General features: G+C 62.8%; 18 protein-coding genes and 1 tRNA gene. 15 read left to right on the top strand and 4 right to left on the bottom strand.

Translation table 11 applies throughout. The features are described 5' to 3' along the window. Positions 1–68 precede the first annotated feature (68 nt). The 3 genes from SMD31_RS12650 to SMD31_RS12660 are packed head-to-tail and all read left to right on the top strand — an operon-like array spanning position 69 to position 2944. Positions 69–743 (top strand): DUF1345 domain-containing protein, encoded by a 675-nt coding sequence (locus tag SMD31_RS12650; protein ID WP_320501260.1) that lies wholly within the window; start codon positions 69–71, stop codon positions 741–743. A 9-nt stretch (positions 744–752) separates the two neighbouring features. Then, entirely contained in the window at positions 753–2216 is a 1464-nt protein-coding gene (locus SMD31_RS12655) for a phenylacetate--CoA ligase family protein (protein WP_320501261.1), read from the top strand. An 8-nt stretch (positions 2217–2224) separates the two neighbouring features. Next, on the top strand, positions 2225–2944 hold the full coding sequence (locus SMD31_RS12660; RefSeq protein WP_320501262.1) for a hypothetical protein: 720 nt from the start codon (positions 2225–2227) through the stop codon (positions 2942–2944). Here the strand turns inward: SMD31_RS12660 and SMD31_RS12665 are convergent. Next, positions 2941–4731: an AMP-dependent synthetase/ligase gene (locus SMD31_RS12665; protein WP_320501263.1), complete on the bottom strand. Its 1791-nt coding sequence runs from the start codon at positions 4729–4731 to the stop codon at positions 2941–2943. The genes SMD31_RS12660 and SMD31_RS12665 overlap by 4 nt on opposite strands. A 118-nt stretch (positions 4732–4849) precedes the next feature. Here SMD31_RS12665 and SMD31_RS12670 point away from each other — a divergent pair, with 118 nt between their 5' ends. The 3 genes from SMD31_RS12670 to SMD31_RS12680 all read left to right on the top strand — a co-directional run bounded on the left by SMD31_RS12670 (position 4850) and on the right by SMD31_RS12680 (position 9065). After that, the gene (locus tag SMD31_RS12670; RefSeq protein WP_320501264.1) at positions 4850–6652 is read left to right on the top strand and encodes a M3 family oligoendopeptidase; all 1803 of its coding nucleotides are present in this window, start codon (positions 4850–4852) and stop codon (positions 6650–6652) included. Beyond that, positions 6649–7410 carry a hypothetical protein gene (locus tag SMD31_RS12675; RefSeq protein ID WP_320501265.1) on the top strand — a complete coding sequence of 254 codons (762 nt, stop codon included), beginning with the start codon at positions 6649–6651 and terminating at the stop codon, positions 7408–7410. Before SMD31_RS12670 ends, SMD31_RS12675 begins: the two co-directional genes overlap by 4 nt. 62 nt (positions 7411–7472) lie before the next feature. Then, positions 7473–9065, top strand: coding sequence for a zinc-binding metallopeptidase family protein (locus tag SMD31_RS12680; protein WP_320501266.1), 1593 nt, complete (start codon positions 7473–7475; stop codon positions 9063–9065). Between the two features lie 27 nt (positions 9066–9092). Here SMD31_RS12680 and SMD31_RS12685 read toward each other — a convergent pair whose 3' ends face one another. From SMD31_RS12685 to SMD31_RS12695, 3 genes are all read right to left on the bottom strand, one after another. Continuing rightward, a complete protein-coding gene (locus tag SMD31_RS12685; RefSeq protein WP_320501267.1) occupies positions 9093–9992 on the bottom strand; it encodes a homocysteine S-methyltransferase family protein in 900 nt (299 codons plus the stop codon). A gap of 71 nt (positions 9993–10063) precedes the next feature. Next, positions 10064–12055 carry an amidase gene (locus SMD31_RS12690; RefSeq protein WP_320501268.1) on the bottom strand — a complete coding sequence of 664 codons (1992 nt, stop codon included), beginning with the start codon at positions 12053–12055 and terminating at the stop codon, positions 10064–10066. Positions 12056–12164: 109 nt separating this feature from the next. Continuing rightward, positions 12165–12238: transfer RNA gene (locus SMD31_RS12695), tRNA-Gly, on the bottom strand. Positions 12239–12425: 187 nt separating this feature from the next. On the opposite strand from SMD31_RS12695, the gene SMD31_RS12700 reads away from it, so the two are divergent. The 9 genes from SMD31_RS12700 (at position 12426) to SMD31_RS12740 (ending at position 21328) form a co-directional block, all read left to right on the top strand. Beyond that, on the top strand, positions 12426–13625 hold the full coding sequence (locus tag SMD31_RS12700) for an ABC transporter substrate-binding protein (RefSeq protein WP_320501269.1): 1200 nt from the start codon (positions 12426–12428) through the stop codon (positions 13623–13625). Between the two features lie 6 nt (positions 13626–13631). Further along, on the top strand, positions 13632–15332 hold the full coding sequence (locus SMD31_RS12705; RefSeq protein ID WP_320501270.1) for an ABC transporter permease: 1701 nt from the start codon (positions 13632–13634) through the stop codon (positions 15330–15332). A 2-nt stretch (positions 15333–15334) separates the two neighbouring features. After that, complete coding sequence (locus SMD31_RS12710; RefSeq protein WP_320501271.1) at positions 15335–15967, top strand: ATP-binding cassette domain-containing protein; 633 nt, start codon at positions 15335–15337, stop codon at positions 15965–15967. Positions 15968–16275: 308 nt separating this feature from the next. Further along, positions 16276–17112: an OmpA family protein gene (locus tag SMD31_RS12715; protein WP_320501272.1), complete on the top strand. Its 837-nt coding sequence runs from the start codon at positions 16276–16278 to the stop codon at positions 17110–17112. Between the two features lie 242 nt (positions 17113–17354). After that, positions 17355–17747, top strand: a complete 393-nt coding sequence (apaG, locus tag SMD31_RS12720; RefSeq protein WP_320501273.1) for a Co2+/Mg2+ efflux protein ApaG — start codon at positions 17355–17357, stop codon at positions 17745–17747. A gap of 88 nt (positions 17748–17835) precedes the next feature. After that, positions 17836–18426 carry a GTP cyclohydrolase I FolE gene (folE, locus tag SMD31_RS12725; RefSeq protein ID WP_320501274.1) on the top strand — a complete coding sequence of 197 codons (591 nt, stop codon included), beginning with the start codon at positions 17836–17838 and terminating at the stop codon, positions 18424–18426. Positions 18427–18439: 13 nt separating this feature from the next. Beyond that, positions 18440–19597, top strand: coding sequence for an acetylornithine deacetylase (argE, locus tag SMD31_RS12730; RefSeq protein WP_320501275.1), 1158 nt, complete (start codon positions 18440–18442; stop codon positions 19595–19597). 7 nt (positions 19598–19604) lie between these two features. Then, positions 19605–20480, top strand: a complete 876-nt coding sequence (locus SMD31_RS12735; protein WP_320501276.1) for a DUF4743 domain-containing protein — start codon at positions 19605–19607, stop codon at positions 20478–20480. Continuing rightward, the gene (locus SMD31_RS12740; RefSeq protein WP_320501277.1) at positions 20477–21328 is read left to right on the top strand and encodes a DUF4743 domain-containing protein; all 852 of its coding nucleotides are present in this window, start codon (positions 20477–20479) and stop codon (positions 21326–21328) included. Before SMD31_RS12735 ends, SMD31_RS12740 begins: the two co-directional genes overlap by 4 nt. Positions 21329–21379: the final 51 nt, after the last annotated feature.

Raw genomic sequence — 21379 nt, forward strand, 5'->3', positions numbered from 1 at the left:
GCGCGGCGTAGGTCGTGGCGCATCAGAATTGTTGCTGCAGCGCGGCGAAGGGGAGCATGAGTTCGGGTATGAAGACGAAGCGGCGGCGCAGTTGGGGATCGCATGTGAAAGGGCGGCAGCGTTTGCTGGCCGGCGCCATCGCCTTTGCCGTCGCTTATCCGATTTTATCCAGTGCCGGCCTCGGCACCGCGCTGCCGCTCACCTTTGCCTGGGACATCGGCATCCTGGTCTATCTTCTCCTCTCTAGCCTGATGGTCTTTCGCTCGACGCGTGAGCAGATTGCGCACCGGGCGCGGGAACTGGACATCAGCCTGGGCGAGATCGTCCTGCTCTCACTGCTGGCCGGCGGCGCGAGCCTGTTGGCCGCTGTCCGCGTGCTGGTGCTGGCCAAGGATGTCGGCGGGCAGCTGGGGCCGCTCTATTTCACCACCGGCGCCGTGACCATCGTGCTGTCATGGTTTCTCGTGCATATGCTGTTCTCGATCCACTACGCGCATGAGTTCTACAACGAGGGCGAGAACGGGAAGCCCTTCGGCGGCCTCAATTTTCCGGGCGAAAAAGCGCCGGATTATCGCGATTTCATCTATTTCTCCGCCGTCATTGGCATGACTTGCCAGGTCTCCGATGTCACCATCGAGCGGCGCGAGCTGCGCCATCTGGTGACCGCGCATGGCATCATCAGCTTTTTCCTCAACACGGTGATCGTGGCGCTCAGCGTCGGCATCGCCGCCAGTCTCATCTAGGAAAGACGAATGGACTCACGCGATCATTTCTTGAAGACCTCGCTCGACGACCTGCTGCGCCCGGGCGAAAGCGGCGACGGATTTGCTGAAACCAGGCAGCTGCTCGCCCGGGTCGCGGCTGAGGTGCCGGCTTATGCCGAGATCTTGCGCGAACGCGGGATCGATCCGGCGGCGATCCGCCATCCGTCCGACTTTGCCGGCCTGCCGCTCCTCGACAAAGCGAACTATGTTCGCCGCTTCTCGCAGGACCAGGTGGTGTTCGGTGGCGACCGGGCGCGTTGCGACTTCTATGCCGTTTCCTCCGGCTCGACCGGCGAGCCGACCTTCTGGCCGCGCGCGGCTGCGGACGAATACCCAATTGCCGTCCGCTTCGAGCAGGTGTTCGGCGACATGTTCCAGGCGCATGAGAAACGGACGCTCGCCATCGTCTGCTTCGCCATGGGGACCTGGGTCGGTGGCATGTTCACGACCTTCTGCCTGCGTGGCGTGGCCGAGAAGGGTTACAAGCTCATGATCGCCACACCCGGCAATAAGCCGGACGAGATCATCCGCATCGTCGAGCGTCTGGGTGGCGATTTCGAGCAGACGGTGCTGCTGGGCTATCCGCCTTTCTTGAAGGAAGTCATCGATGCCGGCCGTGCCAAGGGGTTGGATTGGGGCCGCTACAAGCCGCGCCTCGTTCTGGCGGGCGAGGTCTTCAGCGAGACCTGGCGCGAGTTGATGGCGGAACGGGCCGGTGTCGAGGATATCCTCCATTTCGCGGCATCGCTTTACGGCACGGCCGATGCCGGCGTGCTGGCGCAGGAGACGCCGCTGTCCGTCGCCATCCGGCGCTTCCTCTCCAAGCACCCAGCACTGGCGCAAGAGATATTCGGCGACACGCGCCTGCCGACACTTTGCCAATACGACCCGACCAATCGCTATTTCGAAGTGGTGGATGGGACGTTGGCCTTCAGCGGCGACAATGGCGTGCCGCTCATCCGCTATCACATCGCCGACCGCGGCGGCATCGCCCGCTATGATGACATGCTGGCAAAGCTGCGCGGGGCGGGGTTTGATCCGGACACCCTGGGCCTCGGCGGCCACCGCCGCCAGCCTTTTGTCTGGGTCTTCGGCCGCGCCAATTTCACCATCTCCTATTTCGGCGCCAACATCTTCCCCGAGACGGTAAGCCTGGCGCTGGAGCAGCCAAGCGTGCGCGGCTTCGTCACCGGCAAGTTCGTGATGGAGGTGAAAGAAGGGCTTGGTGACAAGCCGGCCTTTGCCTTGGCGGTCGAACTGGCGCAGGGCGTAGCGGCAGCGGACACGATTTCCGATTGCGTCACTGAGACGGTGCTCAAGACCTTGCGCAAATTGAACAGCGAGTTTGCAAACTATGTGCCGGCCGATTTGCAGCGGCCGGTCGTCACGCTCTATCCGACCGGGCACCCGGACTACTTCCCGGTCGGCGTCAAGCATCGCTACAGCCGGTAGGGGCATCTATGACCGACACGCCACCGAAGGTGAAACTGCCGATCCGGTTGATACCCAATCGGCTTTCGGCGATCGGCGGCGCATTGGTTGTCCCGATTATCGGCGTCTTTGTGCTCTGGCGTTTCGGCAGTGACATGCTCGATATCTGGCGGGGGACCGATCTGCTGCATGCCTTTACAGCCAAGCCACTGCTCACCCTGTCGCTGGGGATCGGCGTCGGCGTCATGCTCTGGGCCGAGACGGTGACGATCCTGCGTGCGTTGCCGAACGGTCCGTTTTTCTATTTCGAATTGGGCCAGACCGGTGTCACGCTGCGACGGCTGTCGAAAATTCGCTCGGTCACGTGGGACAAGGTCGGCAGGATCGATCTTGTCGAGCGCATGCAGCGCAGCGGAAAGACCAAGCGCATGCACTGGTGGGTGCTGATCGAGCCCAATGGGACAGATGTGGCGACCGACCTCAACCAGCGCATTAAGCAGGCTCTGCTGGCCTATGACACAAATGATCTGGCGCCGGTGTTCAGCACCAGCCAGGTGGCGGCGAATGAAGTCCTGATGCTGCTTAAGCGTGTTCAGAAAGACGTGCAGGCGGGTGAAAGAGAGCTGTCGGCATATATCGCACCGGCCTTGCACGATGTTTCCGTGCCGATACGTCGCGCAACGACAAGGGCCGTCAGCCAGAATGCCGTTGCCAAGGCACGCAGATCGGGTGGCGTGATCGAACGCTAGCTGCGCTCGTATAGCTTCGCGATGTTCTGGCCCCACCGTTCACGGATCTTATGGCGCTTGATCTTGAGGCTTGGGGTCAGCATGCCGTTGTCGATGGTGAAGCCTTCTGGCAGCAGCGCATAGCGGCGGATCTTCTCGATCGGCGACAGGCTGGCGTTGACACGGTCGATGACAGGACCGAGTGCCTTGTGAAAGGCCGGATTGTCGGCGAGGGTCGTGAGGTCTGGCGGGGTGCCGTTCTTGATCGCCCAGTCGCGGGCAAAGTCCTCATCCGGTACGATCAGGGCAACAAGATGCGGGTGCTTGTCGCCATGCACCATGGCCTGGGCGATTTCCGGCTGCAGGACCAGGAAACCCTCGACACGCGCTGGCGAGACGTTGTCGCCGCCGGAGAGCACGATGATGTCCTTCTTACGATCGGTGATCTTCAAATAGCCATCGCCGTCAAACTCACCGATATCGCCGGTATGCAGCCAGCCATCGATCACCGCCTTGGCGGAGGAATCAGGATCCCGCCAATAGCCGTTCATCACGGCTTCGCCCTTGACCAGGATTTCGCCGTCATCGGCGATGCGGGCGGTGAGGCCGTCGAAGATCGGTCCCACCGTGTCGATCTTGATCTTGCTCGGCATGTTGGCGCTGATGACGGGAGAGGCCTCGGTCTGGCCGTATCCCTGCAGCAGCCGAACCCCCAGCGACAGGAAGAAGATGCCGATTTCGTAATTGAGTGCCGCCCCGCCGGACACAAAGGCTTTGAGGTGGCCGCCGAAGCGCTGGCCGACTTTCTTGCGCACGAGCACATCGCAGAGCTTGTTGAGCAGCCGCTCTGTGAGCGTGAGCGAGCCCGGCTGCTCATAGGCCTTGCGGCCGAGGCGATGTGCCAGCCAGAAGAGCTTCTGCCGCAGGGGCGGCGCCTTGTCCAAGCCGCGCAGGATCTTGGCATGCACCGCTTCATAAAGACGCGGCACGGCCGTCATGATGGTGGGGCGCGCCTCCGCCATGTTGTCGACCAGCCGCTCGATGCTCTCCGCATACCAGATCTCGGCGCCGATCGAGATCGGCAGGAACTGACCGGCGGTGTGCTCATAGGAGTGCGATAGCGGCAGGAAGGAAAGAAAGCGGTCATTGCCGAGGCCGACATCCAGCAACAGCCGATAGGCGCCCTTGATGTTGCACAGGATCGACCCGTGGCTGAGCATGACGCCCTTTGGCGTACCACCTGTGCCGGAGGTGTAGATGATGCAGCACGTGTCGCCGCGCTTCTGGTCGTCCAGGCGGCGCTGAAATTCGCCATCGTCCATTTGGTTTACCAGTGCATCCTGCCAGCTGAGCTGGCGAAAGGGCATCTGGGCCATCTTCTCCTGCGGGTCGATTGCGATCAGAAACTTCAGCTCCGGCGCCTGGAACGCCGCCGGCAGCAGGCGCGCCGCGATGGTGCCGCCCGAATAAATGACGCCCTTGGCCCCACTATGGGTCAGGATATGACGGTGGTCCTCGCTGGTGTTGGTCGCGAAAGCCGGCACCGTGATGGCGCCCGCTGCCATGATGGCAAGGTCGGCGATCAGCCATTCCGGACGGTTCTCGGCCACCAATGCGACGCGGTCGCCCGGTTCAACACCCTGGGCGATCAGGCCGGCAGCGAGCCTTTTGACCAGATCGGCGGTTTCGGACCAGCTGGCCGACCGCCACTCCCCGCCTTGCTTCTGATAGGTCAGCGGCTTGCTGCCCAGACTTGCCGCTTGCTCAAAAAACAGGCGCGTCAGGCTCGAAATACGGTCGTAATCCATGCGCTGAGGCGCTCCCCCAAATGACGCTAGGCGGCTGATCCGATAGGTGCTTGGCGCACCCGTTTGAATCCCCATATAAGGTGACCATGGCGCAATCAAGTTCAAGAGCGTGACAATTATGACTGCTGCACCTGCGAAGCCTGCTGAAAAATCGGACCTCGGCACCCTGCCGAACTGGAACCTGGGCGACCTCTATGCCTCGCCCGCCGATCCGACGATCGAGCGTGACCTGCAATCGCTGGCGGCCTTGTCGGGCGAGTTCAAGCGGCAGTTTGAAGGCAAGCTTTCCGCTCTTGGCGGTGCCGATCTGCTGAAGGCCCTGCTGGATTTCGAGAAAATGCAGGATCTGGCGGGTCGCGTCGGCTCCTATGCGCAGTTGGCTTATGCCGGCAACATGACCGACCCGGAGCTGTCGCGCTTTCAGCAGAACATATCCGAGCGGCTGAACAACATATCGGTCGAGACGTTGTTCTTCACGCTGGAGCTCAACAAGATCGACGATGCGGTACTGGCCAAGCAGCTCACCCATGGGCCGTTGCAACGCTATGCGCCCTGGCTCGATTCCGTCCGCGCCTTCCGCCCGCACCAACTGTCCGACGAAGCCGAACGGTTGCTGCATGAAAAGTCGATCTCCGGCCGGCAGGCCTGGAATCGCATGTTCGACGAGACGATGGCCGATCTGCGTTTCGACGTCGACGGCAAGAAACTCACCAGCAATGAAGTGCTGAACCTTCTTACCGACCGTGACGGCGCCAAGCGCAAGGCGGCGGCGATGGGACTTTCCAAGGGCCTCAAGGACAACCAACGCATCTTTGCGCTCGTCACCAATACCTTGGCCAAGGACAAGGAGATCGAGGACAAGTGGCGCCAATTCAAGCGCCCGGTCTCGTCGCGCAATCTCGCCAACCAAGTCGAGGACGAGGTGGTCGACGCGCTGGTGAAAGCGGTGAAGCAGAGCTACCCGAAGCTCAGCCACCGCTATTACAAGCTCAAGGCCAAGTGGATGGGGGTCGAGGCACTCGACTTCTGGGATCGCAATGCGCCGCTGCCACGCGACGACGACCGCCTCATTCCCTGGAACGAGGCGACGCAGAGCGTGCTCGACGCCTATCATGAATTCTCGCCGGAACTGGCGGAAGTGGGTAAACAGTTCTTCGACAAGAACTGGATCGATGCGCCGTCGCGGCCGGGCAAGGATCCGGGAGCATTTGCGCATCCGACGGTGCCGTCGGCGCACCCCTATCTGCTGCTGAACTATCACGGCCGCACACGCGACGTGATGACCTTGGCGCATGAGCTGGGCCACGGCGTGCATCAGGTGCTTGCCGGGCCGCAAGGAGCCCTCCTTGCGGACACGCCGCTCACTTTGGCTGAAACCGCATCGGTCTTTGGCGAGATGCTGACCTTCCAGTCCCTGTTGAAACGGGAAAGCGATCCGGCCAAGCGCCGCATCCTCCTCGCCGGCAAGGTGGAGGACATGCTCAACACGGTCGTGCGGCAGATCGCCATGCATAATTTCGAGACCGTGCTGCATGACGAGCGCCGGGCGGGCGAGGTGATGCCGGAGCGCATCGCCGAGATCTGGCTGGGAACGCAGCGCGAGGCTCTGGGTGCCGGCGTGAAATTGCCCAAGGACAGCGAGTATGGGGTCTATTGGTCCTACATCCCGCACTTCATCCATGTGCCGTTCTATGTCTATGCCTATGCCTTCGGCGACTGCCTGGTGAACTCGCTCTATGCCGTCTATCGCAATGCCAGCGGCGGCTTTGCCGAGAAGTATCTCGACATGCTGAAGGCGGGCGGCACCAAGCGACACAAGGAATTGCTGGCGCCGTTCGGTCTTGATGCTGCCGACCCGGCGTTCTGGTCCAAGGGCCTTGGTGTTGTTTCCGGCTTTATTGATGAGCTGGAGGCCATGTGAGCAAAGGGGCCTCGGTCCCGCGCGAGTTCGAGGATCTGCTGACACCAGCCGGCCGCCGCATCTTGAGCGGCCGGTCTGATGTTTGCGGCGCGCTGGCCGATCCCAGGCGGCGCTTCCTTGCCGTCGACGGGCTCATCTCGAAGGGCAAGGCCGAGGCATTGCGCCGCGTGCTGGAAGCCGAGCTTCTGCCGCTGCTGTCGCCGATGAGCGATCCCATCCCGCCGGAGACGATCTGGGAGATGGAGCATGACTATGAGGAGTGGCTGCCCAAGACCGTGCGCGTTCGCACCGCTTATCTGGAGCGCAAGCGCGATACCGCTTACCTGCGGGCGCAGGAATTGGGTGTGGTCGATCTCCTGAAATCGGAAAGTGCTGCGGCCTTCGCCGAGGCGGTCGTCGGGCGAAAGCTCGATCGCCGCAGCGGGCAACAGGTACTGTGTTATGGCCCGGGCGATTATGCCGGACCCCATAACGATCATCACCCAGAGAACAAACGCGCGGCGCAGGGTTATCTCGATATGCACCTGTCGCTCGCCTCGAAGGCGGTCGACCATCAATACCTGGTCTATGCCAAGGCCGGACATTTCACCGAGATGTTGCCCGTGCATGGCCTAGGATTTCTCACCATCTATCGGTTGCCGTTCTGGCATTACACCACGCCGTTGCAGGCCAAGGCCGGCAAAGAGGCCATTGCGCGCCGCTGGGTGTTGCTCGCGACTTATCTCTACGCGCCGGAAAAGGCCAAGAAATCGGCATAGATCGGCGCACAGCCCTGCGCTAGCATCCCGCCGCCTTTTCAAGAGTCGCGTGGGAGTTCATCATGAATGCCGTCGACAGCCGCAAGCAATTCGTCCTCGATTGGGTGGCGGATCACGCCAAGGAGCTGTCGGACTGGCACCAGATCATCTGGCACTTCGCCGAACCGGCTTTCCGCGAATACAAATCGTCGGCGTGGTATGTCGCGAAACTGCGCGAACTGGGTTTCGAGGTCGAGGCCGGCTCGGGCGGCATGCCGACGGCGTTCATGGCGACGTGGAAGAATGGCGCCGGCCCCACCATCGCCACTTACGTCGAATATGATGCCGTGCCGGGGAATTGCCAGGCCGCAAGCACGAAGCAAGAGCCGCGCAAGGGGCTTTCCAAATACGCGCCGGGCCATACCGACCCGCATTCCGCGTTGGGCATGAGTGCCTTTGCCGGCGCGCTCGCCACCAAGGCGGCGATGGAAAAGTTCGGCATCAAAGGCACACTCAAGGTCTTTGGTGAGCCGGCGGAAAAGGTGCGCGCCTCGAAGCCGATCCATGCGGCGAAGGGCTATTACGACGATCTCGATGCGGCGGTGTCGTTCCATCCCGCCTATATGCTACCCATGTGCAACACCACGATTTGGGATACGCATTGTGGGGTGGGTTACAACTACATCTATACCTTCACCTGCGATAATCCGCAGGACTGGATCGCCTCCGACAAGTATTCACCGATCCCGCAGAACCATCTGGCCGCCCGTGCCCCCGGTGCGAGCGACGCCTTGATCCATTTCTATTCGCTGAACGAGAGCCTGCGCCGTTCCATGCTGCCCTTCACGGGCCTCTGGAGCTTCAACGAGGCGATCCTCTGTGCGGGCCAGGCGACGGCTGACAACCTGACGCCGCAGATCGCGCAGATCGATTACATGCTGCGCACGGATTCGATCGAGCAGGCCGAGATCATCAGCAATGTGATGGACAACAATGCCGAGGCGGCTGCCAAGGCCACCTTCTGCCAATGGAAGAAGACCTGGGTCGCCAAGAGCCGGCCGGGCCTTGCCAATCATGTCATGTCGCAGGCGACCTATGACAATCTGGCAGCGGTGGGTGCGCCGCAATGGGGCAACGACGCCATCGTCGTTGCGCAGGAAATGCAACGCAATCTGGGCTTGGAGCCGATGGCAAAGCCGTTCCTGCCGGCCACCGAAAGCCTGATCGCGCCGCAGGAATGCGAGCGGCTGATGCGCAAGCAGATGCCGGAATGGCAGAAATATCTGACGTCGGACGATTACCCCGACTACACTTGGCATTGCCCAACAGTGCGCCTGATTATTGCGCGGCCGATGCTGTCGGCGCCCAAGGGCTACACCTATCCGGATTGGGTGGCGAACGCGCTGGGCGGCATTCCTGCAACAATCGATCCCATGGTGCAATGTGCCGGCAAGACCATCGGCGCCACGCTGCTCGACCTCTTCACCAAGCCCGATCTGCTGCGGGCGGCAAAGGATGAGTTTAACGAGCGTACGGGCGGTGGCGTGGGCGGCAGCGCCTGGATGGCGCCGCTCTTGCCCAAGGACTTCAAGGTGCCGCACCAATATCGCTGGCCGGAATACATCACCACCGCCCGCGGCGAGGAATGGACCATTCCCTACCGCGACGATGAGTGAGGTACGATGAGTCTCTAGGCCAGTCTGCTACCGCAACGCGGATCTCAGCGCCGCGATATGCTCCGGGCCGATGCCGCAGCAGCCGCCGATAATATCGGCGCCGCGCTTCTGCCAGTCGCGGGCAAAGGCTAGATAGCCCTTGGGGTCGAGATCGGCGCGAATGTCGTGAAGATTGCCGTTGGCTTCGGCATCTTCGGTCTGCGGCGGGAAGGCGTTGGCATAGCAGCCGACCTTGATGTCGGCGCCAAGTCGCTTCAGTTCCGTGCGCGCGACTTCGATGGCATTGCCCATGACTTCCGGCTGGCTGCAATTGAAGAGCAAGGTTGCGGCGCCGATTTCCTTGGCAAGCCGCGCTGCGTCGACGACGCTTTCGCCAGAGCGCAGTTTGGGATTGGCGGGATCGGGATGCTCGTCATGCAGTGTGAAGGAGAGCCAGAGCGGCTTGCTGTTGCCCTGCAACGCGATGGCCACCTCGCGCGCTTCCGCCAGCGCCGATTGGGTTTCGGCGAGCCAAAGATCGACATGGGGCGCGAGGCCGGCAATGAGTGGCTTCAACAGCGCCTGCGCTTGGGCGGGCTTGAAGAGGTCCGGCCGGTAGGAGCCAAAGAGCGGCGGCAGCGATCCGGCGACGCGCACCTTCTTTCCCGACTCGGTCACGGCCTGGCGCGCCAGCCGACCGGCAAGATCGGCCAGTTCCTGGCCGCGCGCGGCAAAGCGCTCTTCCCCGATATGGAAGGGGACGACGGCATAGGAATTGGTGGTGATGATTTCGGCGCCGGCGTCGATGAACGCCGCGTGCGCGCGGCGCACGAAATCCGGACCCTCGAACAAGGCGAGAGCAGACCATTCCGGCTGCTGGAAGGGTGCGCCCATGCGCTTGAGTTCACGGCCCATGCCGCCGTCGAGCAACATCACCTGGTTCGTCATTTCCGTCCTTCGATCCGCAAATGTTCAATCGGCCGGACCCTAATACGAGCGCGGGAGGGACGCAACCGGCCCTATTCGATGCCACCTGCCACGCAATAGCGCGCGGTCGGCAATTGATCTGCACCGCCGGCGATGGCGATGATAATCGAACCATAGGGGGCTCGCCATTCGCTGTGGGTGATGCGGTATTTTTCCGGCGATACCGGCAGACGGCAGGCGAAGGCCGTGCCGGTGCGCGTTGCCGTCACGGCGAGGCCATCGACAAAAAGGCGAAGATCCGCAGCATCCGTCTTGCCTTCGATGACAATTGTCCCATCCGTCAAATCGGCTTTGAGCGACAGAGCCGGAACATTTTGCGGACGCGTCCGCGGCGTGCCGGCAAGGCTGTCGGTCGGCAAGGCCGGTGTCCGCGGCGGTGCCTTGCGACGCTGCCCCGATTGCTCGAACGCATAGGCGTAGCGCAGCAGATTGGAATCGTCATAGGCCTTGCCGGCGAAGGTGAGGCCGACCGGCATGCCGGTGTCGGCCATGACGCCCATCGGCACGGTCACGGTCGGAATGCCGAGATGGCGGATGACGAGATTGCCATTGGCAACCCATGTCCCATTGCGCCAGGCGATGTCGTAGGAGGCCTGGTTTACGTCGGCATCGGCTGGGGCCACATCCGCCACCGCCGGGAAGACGACGCCGTCCAATCGTTCCGTATCCAGCCAGTTTTCGAGGTCGCTCTTGCGGGCGCGCTCCAAGCCGCGCAAGCCATCCCGCAAAGTGGCGATCTGCTCGAGCGGCAACAAACCTTTCTTGGCACGGCGCGGGTACTCGGCCAGGTCGGAAGCGAAATTCCGTTCAGCAAGACGACCGGGCAGGGCACCCTGGGGCAGGGGGAAGATCTTGGGGCCATCGACATCCGCAAGGCGGTGCAGGGCCGGGTCAGCGTTGGCTTCGAGGAAATCGTTCCAGGCGAACATGCTGACATCCCAGAACTCGTCCTGGATATAGGTCTTCGGCACCATGCCGCGCGCGGCCATTGCCTTGCCGTCAATCCCGTCGCGTTCATAGTTTGAGACGGCGGGGAAATCCACCTCGACAATCCCGGCACCCAGCGCTTCAAGATCGCGCCGGGCTTTCTCCCACAAGGCGATCACGCTGGGCCGCGTGGCGACCGGTTCCGGCAGATCGGCCTTGCCGTTGATATACATGCGCGGGATGCCGAAGCGCTTGCCCTTCAGCGCGCCGTGATCCGCGAGCGCGGGGTAGCATGCCGGCCGCACTGCCGAGCTTGCCGGCAGTGAAATCCAGGGCTGCACACGCCAGAAATCACCCCGGGGATCGGGATCGTCGGCGACGATGACGTCGAGCACTTCCAGCATATCGGCGACGGTACGGGTATGCGGCACGACCACATCCATGGTCGGCACCAGCGGCCAGTTGCCGCGCATGGAGATAACGCCGCGCGACGGTGTGTAGGCAACGAGTCCGTTGAGAGATGCCGGCGCGCGACCCGATGACCAGGTCTCTTCTCCCAGGCCGAAGGCTGCAAAGCTTGCTGCCGTTGCGGTGCCGGAGCCGTTGGAGGAGCCGGAGAAGAAGCAGGCCGTCAGATAGTCGCCGTTATAGGGGCTCTCGGCACGGCCGTAGACGCCGCGCTCCATGCCGCCATTGGCCATCGGCGGCATGTTGGTGAGGCCGATGAGCACGGCACCCGCCGCCCTCAGCCGCGCGATGGTGAAGGCATCTTCATTGGCAACCAGCCGCTCGAAGGCGGGCGAACCGGCGGCGACGGTGAGGCCCTTGACCTTGTAGCTGTCCTTGGCCGTATAGGGGATGCCGTCGAGCGGACCGATCGGGCGGCCCTGTGCCCGGCGCTGGTCGGATGCGAGCGCATCCTCAAACATCTGCGGATTGAAGACGGGGATGGCGTTGAGGCGGATCCCTTGCCGGTCGTAATGGGCGATGCGGTTCATATAGGCGGCCACCAGTTCGACGCTGGTGACCGTGCCAGCCTCAAGTGCGGCACGAATTTCGGCGATGCCGGCCTCGACCAGATGGAAGGACGATCCCATGATCCCAATTTCTCCCCAACAGACTTTTGCGGTCCCATATACCGCGTCCGGCATGGAGAAGCAGGCCCAGAATAGGTTGGGATCGACAATTCGAGGTCATAAGGGGAGTTGGAGCGGGTGAGGGGAATCGAACCCCCGTCGTAAGCTTGGGAAGCTTCTGCTCTACCATTGAGCTACACCCGCGCGGGCCATCGGCCGGCTCGGCCCGATTTATAGGGGATCACGCGGCCGGGTTCAAGGCGCCGAAAGCTGCAACATTTCCGCGGTCCCGGCGTATAGACTGACAGGGCAAGCATTGGGCGCCAACAACTGGGCGCCAATAATTGGGCGGGGACAGATGACGCGGCACTGGACACGGCGGGATGTGGTGGTGGCAGGTTTGGCGGCGGGTTTCGGGACGGCCGTCCTCCCCCTGGCAGCCCGCGCCGATGCCCCGCCCCGGGACTATGAATCAGCACTGGCCGCGGCACGTGGGCAGGTCGTCTATTTCAACGCCTGGGGTGGTGACCAGCGGATCAACGACTTCATTTCCTGGGTGGCGGGGGCGGTCTCGACTCGCTTTGGCGTCACGTTGCATCACGTGAAGCTCACCGACACGGCCGAGGCTGTGTCGCGTGTCCTTGCCGGCAAGATCGCCGGCGAGACGGATGGCGGCGGGGTCGATCTCATCTGGATCAACGGCGAGAACTTCGCCGCCATGAAGAAGCAGGGGCTGCTTTTTGGGCCGATGATCCAACTGCTGCCCAATATGAAATTCGTCGACCCCAAGACAAAGCCCACCGTTCTTTCCGACTTTACCGTGCCAACGGATGGGTATGAATCACCCTGGGGCATGGCGCAGCTGGTCTTTTTTTACGACAGCGCGCGGCTGACACAGCCGCCGCGATCGCCGGCGGCCTTGCTCGAATTCGCCACAGCCAATCCTGGCCGATTCACCTTTCCGGCGCCGCCTGATTTTGTCGGTTCGACGGTCTTGAAACAGTTCCTGCTGTCGTTGGCGCCAGATCGCCGGCCCTTCGACAGACTGTTGGACCCAGCGCTGTTCGACACGGCAACTACGCCGCTCTGGGACTATCTTGCTGCCTTGGCGCCGCATCTGTGGCGTGGTGGGAAAAGCTATCCGACCTCGACGACGGCTTTGCGCCAATTGTTGAACGACGGCGAAATCGACATCTCCATGGCCTTCAATCCGGGCGATGCATCCTCCGCCATCGCCCAAGGCCTGCTGCCGGAAACGGTGCGCAGCTTTGTCTTCGACGGCGGCATGATCGGCAACACGCATTTCGTCGCCGTGCCGTTCAACGCCAATGCCAAGGCGGGCGCATTGGTGGTGGCCGATTTCCTGCTGTCGCCCGAAGCGCAGTTGCGAAAGGAGGATCCCAATGTCTGGGGCGATCCGACCGTGCTGGACATGGCTCTGCTGCCGCCCGAGGCGCGCGCCGCTTTTGCCCAGCTGCCGCGGGGCATCGCCACGCTGTCGCCCCGGGAGCTGGGGCCGGTGCTGCCGGAACTCCATCCCAGCTGGATGGTGGCGATCGAGGCGCGCTGGACGCAACTCTATGGTCATTGAGGCCGCGTGAGAGCGCATCACCTCCATCTTCTCGCCGGTCGGTTGCCGCCGGCCATCGCCCTCATCCTGCTGGTGGGGTCGACCCTTATCGGCCTGGTCTTTCTTCTGGCGACCGGCTTCGGATTTCTGCCCGCGCTGGGCGGCCATGCGCTGTCGCTGGAGCCGTTCCGGATTCTCCTTGCCGACGCGCGCCTCGTCTCATCCTGCCTCGTGACGGTGCTTGCCGGCACGCTGGGGACATTGGCAGCCGTTGCCATGGCTTTTGCTTTGGCCGTCGCCGTCTGTCCGGAAGGCACTGCACCCGCCGGCTGGTCGCAGCGACTGGCGCTGGGTGTCCTGGGCGTGCCGCATGTCGCCATCGCCGTGGGGTTGGTCTTTGTGGTGGCGCCTTCCGGTTGGCTGATGCGCGCCTTGCAGACAATGATCGGGGCCTGGCCGCTGCCGCCGGATTGGCAGTTCTTGTCGAGCGAATCCGGCCTGACACTTGCCCTGGCTCTGTTCCTCAAGGAAACGCCCTTTCTCTTTTTCGCAATGTTGACCGGCCTGCGCCAGCTGCGGCCGGAGCGGCAAATCCTCGTCGCGCGGGCGCTCGGCTATGACGACACCATGGCTTGGGTAAAACTCATTCTGCCGCAACTCTATCCCTTGGTGCGCTTTCCCATACTCGCGGTCCTCGCCTACAGCCTCTCCGTCGTCGATATGTCGTTGATCCTGGGGCCGACCACGCCGGCGACCCTGCCGGTCCTCATCCTGACATGGGCCAACGATCCGGATCTCAACCAGCGTTTCGTCGCTGCGGCGGCCGGACTGGTGCAACTGGCGCTGGTCATCGGCGCCGTGCTGGCCTGGTGCCTCGGCGAACGGGTCGTGGCGCTGGGGCTGCGCCCTTGGCTCAGCGCCGGCGATCGACGTCTCTCTTCGCCTTGGGTGCTGCTCGGCCGGTGGCTGCGCAACCTTGCCGCCGGTCTTGGCGTGACGCTGGTCGTCCTTGCCATCGGCGGGTTGATGCTGTGGTCCTTGGCGCATGATTGGCGCTATCCGGCCTTGCTGCCGCCGTCACTTGACCTGGGGGCGTGGCGTCGCGGCCTTGGCGTCCTCTATGTTCCCCTTCTGGACAGCTTGGGCTTGGCGCTGTCGACGACGTTTCTGGCGATCGTTCTGGCGGTCGCCTGCCTGCAGCACGAACGACTTTTGCGCCTCGACATCGTCCGCTCGGCCGAGCGGTGGCTGTTCCTGCCGCTCCTCGTTCCGGAAATCTGCTTCCTGTTCGGCCTTCAGGTTCTGCTCCTGCTGGCCGGTTTCAACGGCACCTGGCTGGCGGTGTTGTGGATGCATGTCCTCTTTGTCTTTCCCTATGTCTTCCTGACCCTGAAGGAGCCTTGGCGGGCTTTCGATCGGCGATACGAAACAGTGGGCCTCGCGCTCGGTCGCTGCGGCTGGTCCGTGTTCTGGCGCATCAAACTGCCGATGCTGCGGGGGGCGATATCCTGGGCTTGCGCCATCGGTGGCACCGTCTCGCTGTCGCTTTATTTGCCGACGCTGCAGGGTGGCGAGGGGCGCATTGCCACCCTGGCGACAGAGGCCGTGGCACAGAGCGCCGGTGGCGACCGGCGGGTCATGGCCGTTTTCGGGCTGGTCCAGACGCTGACGGCTGGCCTCTTCTTTGCGATTGCGTCAGTTTCGGCACGGGGGCGACGTTGGCGGTAGGCATGAAAGGTCCATTGGCCTTGCGCAGCGTTACCCTGTTCAAGGACGGCGTGGCGCTGCTTGGCCCGATCGATTGTACGATCGCGGCCGGCCGGCCCGTCGTCCTGATGGGACCATCGGGCAGCGGCAAGTCGACCCTGCTCAATTTCATGATCGGCGCCTTGGCGCCGGTGTTTGGCGCGACGGGCGAAGTGTGGCTCGGCGACGTCGAGATCACGCAACTGCCGATTCAGCAGCGCCATCTAGGAATATTGTTCCAAGACGACCTCCTGTTTCCGCATCTGTCCGTCGCCGAGAACTTGGCGTTTGGCCTGCCGGCGGGCCTGTCGCGGTTGGAACGGGAGCAGCGGGTCGCCGCCGGGCTGGCCGAGGCGGAACTGACCGGTCTCGGGGCGCGCAATCCGGCCAGCCTGTCTGGCGGCGAACGGGCCCGCGCGGCGCTGATGCGCACGTTGCTGGCGGAACCCTGTGCCCTGTTGCTGGACGAGCCCTTTGCCAAGCTCGACATCGCCCTGCGGGGCCGTTTCCGCGCCTTGGTCTTCGAGCGGGCGGCTCGCCGCAACCTTCCCGTGCTGCTGGTCAGCCATGATCCGGCCGACGCCGAGGCGGCCGCCGGCCAGGTGATCGCCCTCTGAGGGGGACTCGGCGAGGCGGCAAAAGCTGCCCAGCGGGCGGCTCGGAAAAGGGCACAGAATCAAGAAAAATTGAGCGTTTGGGGGAACCAAAACCGATCTTCGGGCTTTTGACATCGCTGGGCCGTTTACCTATAGTGCCCCAGATGTCAGCATTCGGCTGGCTTCGCCGGGGGATATCACCACATTTGACCGGTTTTCGAACTCAGCCGAGTTATAAGGCATAAGCCGAAGTCGGGGATGTTGCGAAGCGTCTGTGGGCGACGCATCGGAACCTGGGGACGGCGCTGAACAAGAGCGAGGAGACAAAAATGAAAGCATTGCGACTTCTGGCGGTTTTGGGGGCAGTTGGATTTCTGGCGGCCTGCTCGACCGATCTCGACCGCATCCGTACGACTGAAGCGAGCGGCGGCACGCCGTTCACCCAGGCACTGACCAAGGAATATCGCGATCTGGCCGTATTCGAAGCCGACGAGATGTTCGACTGGCGTGATGCCGGCTACTACGCCCGCCGCGGCCTTGCTGCTGCCGGTGGCGAAGTTGTTCAGCCGGAAGATCCGGCCAACCGTGACCTGCCCGCTGATTCGCTCGGCGAAATCACCGACGTTCGTGGCCGCCTGCTGGCAGCCCTCGACGGCGGCGCTCGCGACAACAAGGCGGAACTCGCTGCCCGCGCTCAGGCCCGTTTCGATTGCTGGCTCGAGCAGCAGGAAGAGAACTTCCAGTACGACCATATCAGCGCCTGCAAGGATGAACTCCTCGCGGCTCTCGCTGAACTCGAAGCGGCTCCGGCTGCTGCCGAAGCTCCGGCCCCCGCGCCGAATGTCTACCTGGTGCTGTTCGACTTCGACAAGTCGAACATCAATGACGCGGCCCAGGCCGTCGTGAACCAGGTGGTTGCGGACTTCGCGGCCAACAAGTCGACGGCCATCTCGGTCACCGGTCACACCGACCGCTCTGGCTCGGATGCCTACAACGAGAAGCTCTCCGAGCGTCGCTCCGACGCAGTGCGTGAAGCACTGATCGCGGCTGGCGTCCCGGCAGAAGCGATCACGACCGCCTGGAAGGGTGAGTCGGAGAACGCGGTCCCGACCGCTGATGGTGTCAAGGAGCAGGCTAACCGCCGCGCCGAGATCATCGTTCAGTAATCGAGACCTAGACCGCTCGTTTGCGGAACGGCGCCGGGGCAACCCGGCGCCGTTTTCTTTTGCCGACACGCCCGCTCCGTTGATTTCGTCTGGCGGCGACTGTTTCTGTCCTGTCGACGCTTCAACCGGGTTGCCGCCATATAAGCCCAGTCATTCCAGGGTCTTGGCGCTGTTGGATTCGCTGGTGCTTCCGATCTAAACTGCCGGCAAGCCGCCCAAGCGGCAGCAGCAAGGCTTACCTCATGTATCAGCAGACCACCCGCAGCATCTCGGTCAGCGTCGAACCGACCTACCTCGATGATCAATCCTCGCCGGACGAGGCCCATTTCGTCTGGAAATACCATGTGCGCATCGAGAACAAGGGCGAGTTGACAGTTCAGCTGCGCAACCGCTATTGGCGCATTACGGACTCCCTTGGCCGCATTCAGGAAGTGCGCGGTGCCGGTGTCGTCGGCGAGCAGCCCGTGCTGCATCCCGGCGAGGCCTACGAATATACCAGCGGCACGCCGCTGAAGACCCCATCCGGAATCATGGTTGGCACGTATGAGATGGAGAGCGAGACGGGCGAGATGTTTGATATCGACATCCCGGCCTTTTCGCTCGACAGCCCGTATCAGCCAAAGCGCCTGAACTGATCTTCTCGCGCCCCCATGAACGCCATTCCTTGAAAGGACAACGGCCGTGTCCAAGGCCCTGACAAAATCCAAAACACCAGCAACCGGCTTGCCGAGTCAGGCAGAAGCCGAAGAAGCGGTGCGCACGCTGATCCGCTGGGCCGGCGACGACCCGACGCGCGAAGGCCTGATCGATACGCCGCGCCGTGTTGCCAAATCCTATCGCGAATTCTTCCGCGGCTACGAGCAGAACCCGACTGAGATCCTGTCGCGCACTTTTTCCGAAACCGATGGCTATGACGAAATGATCGTCCTCAAGGACATTCGTTTTGAGAGTCATTGCGAGCATCACATGGCGCCGATCATCGGCCGTGCCCATATCGCCTATCTGCCCAGGAAGCGCGTCGTCGGCATTTCCAAGCTGGCGCGTCTTCTCGAATGTTATGCCAAGCGCCTGCAGATCCAGGAAAAGCTGACGGCGCAGGTGGCCAACACGTTGAACGAGGAACTGCAGCCGCGCGGTGTGGCCGTGGTCATCGATGCCAGCCACCAATGCATGACGACGCGTGGCGTGCACAAGGCCGGCACCTCCATGGTGACCAGCCGCATGCTGGGTGCCTTCCGCAACGACCCGTCGACCCGGCGCGAATTCCTGGCCTTCATCGGCCTGCCATCGGCGACGATCGGCTCCAGTTCATGAGCTTGGTGGCAGCATGAACGACGCGTTTGTCGGCATTCTCGATCGGCTGATCGGCTTCGACACGGTTTCGGCGCGCTCGAACCTGTCGCTGATCCATTGGATCGGCGACTACCTGAAGCAGCATGGTGCAACGGTCGAAATCGTGCCGGCGCCGGATGGGCAGCCAAAGGCCAATCTCTGGGCGACCATCGGTCCGAAGAAGGATGGCGGTATCGTCCTTTCCGGACATACCGATGTGGTGCCGGTCGAGGGCCAGCCTTGGACCAGCGACCCGTTCAAGCTGATCGAGACCGACAAGCGTTTCATCGGGCGGGGCACCAGCGACATGAAGGGTTTCATTGCGCTGTGCCTCGCGCTGGTGCCGGACATGGCGGCCAAGCCGTTGCAGACGCCGCTTCACTTTGCCTTCTCATACGACGAAGAGTTGGGTTGTCTTGGCGCCCCCCATCTCCTCAAGGCGATCGGCGAGAAACTGCCGCAGCCGCGCATTGCGATCATCGGCGAGCCAACCGGCATGAAGCTCGGCGTGCGTCACAAGGGTGTCTATTCCTTCGAGACGCATGTCACCGGCAAGGACGGTCATTCCAGCCAACCGGAACGTGGCCTCAATGCCATTCTCCTCGCCGCAGAAGTGATGGGCGAAATGGCGCGCATCTATCGCGGCATCCAGGAGAATGGGCCATTCGATCGCAGCTTCGATCCGCCGCATTGCTCGTTCAACATCGGCAATGTCGATGGCGGCACGGCGGTCAATATCATTGCCCGCGAATGCCGCTTCTTGTGGGACTTCCGTGCCATTCCTGGTGGTCATCCGGACCAGATCCTGGTGCCGCTCAGGGCCTTCATCGAAAAGCGCCTCGGCGAGTTGCGCCAATCGCAGCCGCTGGCCGATATCGTCATCACGCCACGCGTTTCGGCGCCACCCCTGGTGGAAGAGCACGAATCTGCGGCCGAGGCGCTGCTGAAGCATCTGACCGGCGCCAACGACACGGTGAGCCTTCCTTACGCCACCGAAGCCGGGCAGTTCCAGCAGGCCGGCATGTCGGCCATCGTTTGCGGCCCGGGTCACATCGCCCAGGCGCATCAGCCGGACGAGTTCATCGACAAGGAACAGCTGGCGGCGGGCGATGCCTTCCTTCGGCGCCTGATTGATTGGGCGCGAGTGAATTGACCAAGCCATGAGTCTGCTGCGGCAATATCGGCGTTACGCGCCGCCGGATCTCCAGCGCTATTGCCGGTTCGTGGTTGCAGGACGCCATGTCGGTTGGGTGAAGCCTGTTCTGGCAAAAGAACTCGCTGGCCGCGCCGATGTCTTTCAAATGGCCGGTGCCGATCTGAAGATGCAGCCCGCCTTGGCGGACGCCGCGCAGCGCAGTACCGCGATGGCTTCCGTCCTTGAGGACCTGCGTGCTCAAGGGCGGATCCCGGGTTGGCGCAGCGAGCTCTATCCAGTCAACCAGTCATTCGGCGAGACGCCCCTGCTGGTGATGGAGCGTGCCGCGGCACCGCTTTTCGGTGTCGCCGCCTATGGCGTCAATCTCAATGGCTTCGTCGGCCGCGGCTGGGAAATGAAGATCTGGGTTGCGCGTCGCGCGCCGACCAAATCGGTCGATCCCAACATGCTGGATCTCGTGGTCGGTGGTGGCCAGCCCTTGGGCCTGACACCGGCCGAGAACCTGCTGAAGGAATGCCAGGAGGAGGCGGGCATCCCCGCCGCCATTGCCGAGCGGGCGCTGCCCGTCGGCATCGTCACCCTGCTGATCGAAGCTGGCGAGGGCCTGCGTGTCGGCCAGCAGTTCAACTTCGACCTCGAATTGCCGGAGAGCTTCACGCCGCAGAACCAGGATGGCGAAGTCGCCGGCTTCGAACTCGTGCCGGTCTCCGAACTGATCCATCGCCTGCGCTCGGCTGATGATTTCATGTACGATATCGCACTCGTCCTCATAGATTTCCTGATCCGCCACGGTTTCGTCGGGCCGGAGGAACGGGATTACCTGCCCCTCATCGCTGGTCTGCGGCGACCGATTCCTTTCGCCATGGAGCCTGTGGCATGAGCCTGCTCGATCGCATCGAGGCCTGCCACCGCCACGACATCTCCCGCTATCTGCCGTTCGGCGTCGGTGCGGCGCAGATCGGCCATATGCGGCGCGACATGGCGCAGGAATTGCGCCGCTTTCCCAGCGTCTTTCGCGTCGGCGCGTCCGACGTGCGGGTTGCCGAGCATCTCGATACGTTCGACTACCGCTCGGCGGCAATCGATTCAGTTATGCGCGAGTTGCGCCAGGAGGGTTTCATTCGCGGCTGGCGTGACGAGCTTTTCACCGTTGCCGCGCAATATGGCGCCGAGCCGCTGTTCGATCTCGAACGCGCCGGCGTGCCGCTGTTCGGCGTCAAGGCCTATGGCGTGCATCTCAACGGCTATGTGAAGCGCGATGGCGAGATCTGGCTGTGGGTCGGCAGGCGCGCGGCCGATCGGCCGATCGAGCCGGGCAAGCTCGATCATCTGGTGGCCGGTGGATTGCCGTCAGGTGTCAAGCCCTTCGACAACCTCATCAAGGAAGCTGCCGAGGAAGCGTCGATTCCCAAGGAACTGGCGCGCCGCGCCCGGCCTTGCGGTGCCTTGAGCTATCGCATGGAGCTTGACGGCTGCCTGCGCGACGACACGCTCTTCACCTATGATCTGGAATTGCCGGCCGATTTCGTGCCGAAGAACCATGATGGCGAGATCGCCGACTTCCGGCTGCTGCCATTGTCCGAGGTCGAGCGCCTGTTAGCCGAGACGAATGATTTCAAATTCAATGTCGGCCTGGTCATCATCGACTTCCTCATTCGCCACGGCTATCTGACACCTGAACGCCCGGATTACGTCCAACTGGCGATGGGACTGTCGCGCCGGCCCTGACCTCCTCAAAAAGAAAATGCCCGGCCGTGTGGCCGGGCATTGAGCATTTCA

The sequence above is a fragment of the Dongia rigui genome (genome assembly GCF_034044635.1).
GTDB lineage: Bacteria > Pseudomonadota > Alphaproteobacteria > Dongiales > Dongiaceae > Dongia > Dongia rigui.

Coding starts and splice junctions, on each gene's coding strand:
- SMD31_RS12650 (WP_320501260.1), top strand. CDS start 69: ATGAAGACGAAGCGGCGGCGCAGTTGGGGATCGCATGTGAAAGGGCGG.
- SMD31_RS12660 (WP_320501262.1), top strand. CDS start 2,225: ATGACCGACACGCCACCGAAGGTGAAACTGCCGATCCGGTTGATACCC.
- argE (WP_320501275.1), top strand. CDS start 18,440: ATGAACGACGCGTTTGTCGGCATTCTCGATCGGCTGATCGGCTTCGAC.
- SMD31_RS12685 (WP_320501267.1), bottom strand. CDS start 9,992: ATGACGAACCAGGTGATGTTGCTCGACGGCGGCATGGGCCGTGAACTC.
- SMD31_RS12690 (WP_320501268.1), bottom strand. CDS start 12,055: ATGGGATCGTCCTTCCATCTGGTCGAGGCCGGCATCGCCGAAATTCGT.
- SMD31_RS12735 (WP_320501276.1), top strand. CDS start 19,605: ATGAGTCTGCTGCGGCAATATCGGCGTTACGCGCCGCCGGATCTCCAG.
- SMD31_RS12670 (WP_320501264.1), top strand. CDS start 4,850: ATGACTGCTGCACCTGCGAAGCCTGCTGAAAAATCGGACCTCGGCACC.
- SMD31_RS12740 (WP_320501277.1), top strand. CDS start 20,477: ATGAGCCTGCTCGATCGCATCGAGGCCTGCCACCGCCACGACATCTCC.
- SMD31_RS12655 (WP_320501261.1), top strand. CDS start 753: ATGGACTCACGCGATCATTTCTTGAAGACCTCGCTCGACGACCTGCTG.
- apaG (WP_320501273.1), top strand. CDS start 17,355: ATGTATCAGCAGACCACCCGCAGCATCTCGGTCAGCGTCGAACCGACC.
- SMD31_RS12680 (WP_320501266.1), top strand. CDS start 7,473: ATGAATGCCGTCGACAGCCGCAAGCAATTCGTCCTCGATTGGGTGGCG.
- SMD31_RS12715 (WP_320501272.1), top strand. CDS start 16,276: ATGAAAGCATTGCGACTTCTGGCGGTTTTGGGGGCAGTTGGATTTCTG.
- SMD31_RS12665 (WP_320501263.1), bottom strand. CDS start 4,731: ATGGATTACGACCGTATTTCGAGCCTGACGCGCCTGTTTTTTGAGCAA.
- SMD31_RS12710 (WP_320501271.1), top strand. CDS start 15,335: ATGAAAGGTCCATTGGCCTTGCGCAGCGTTACCCTGTTCAAGGACGGC.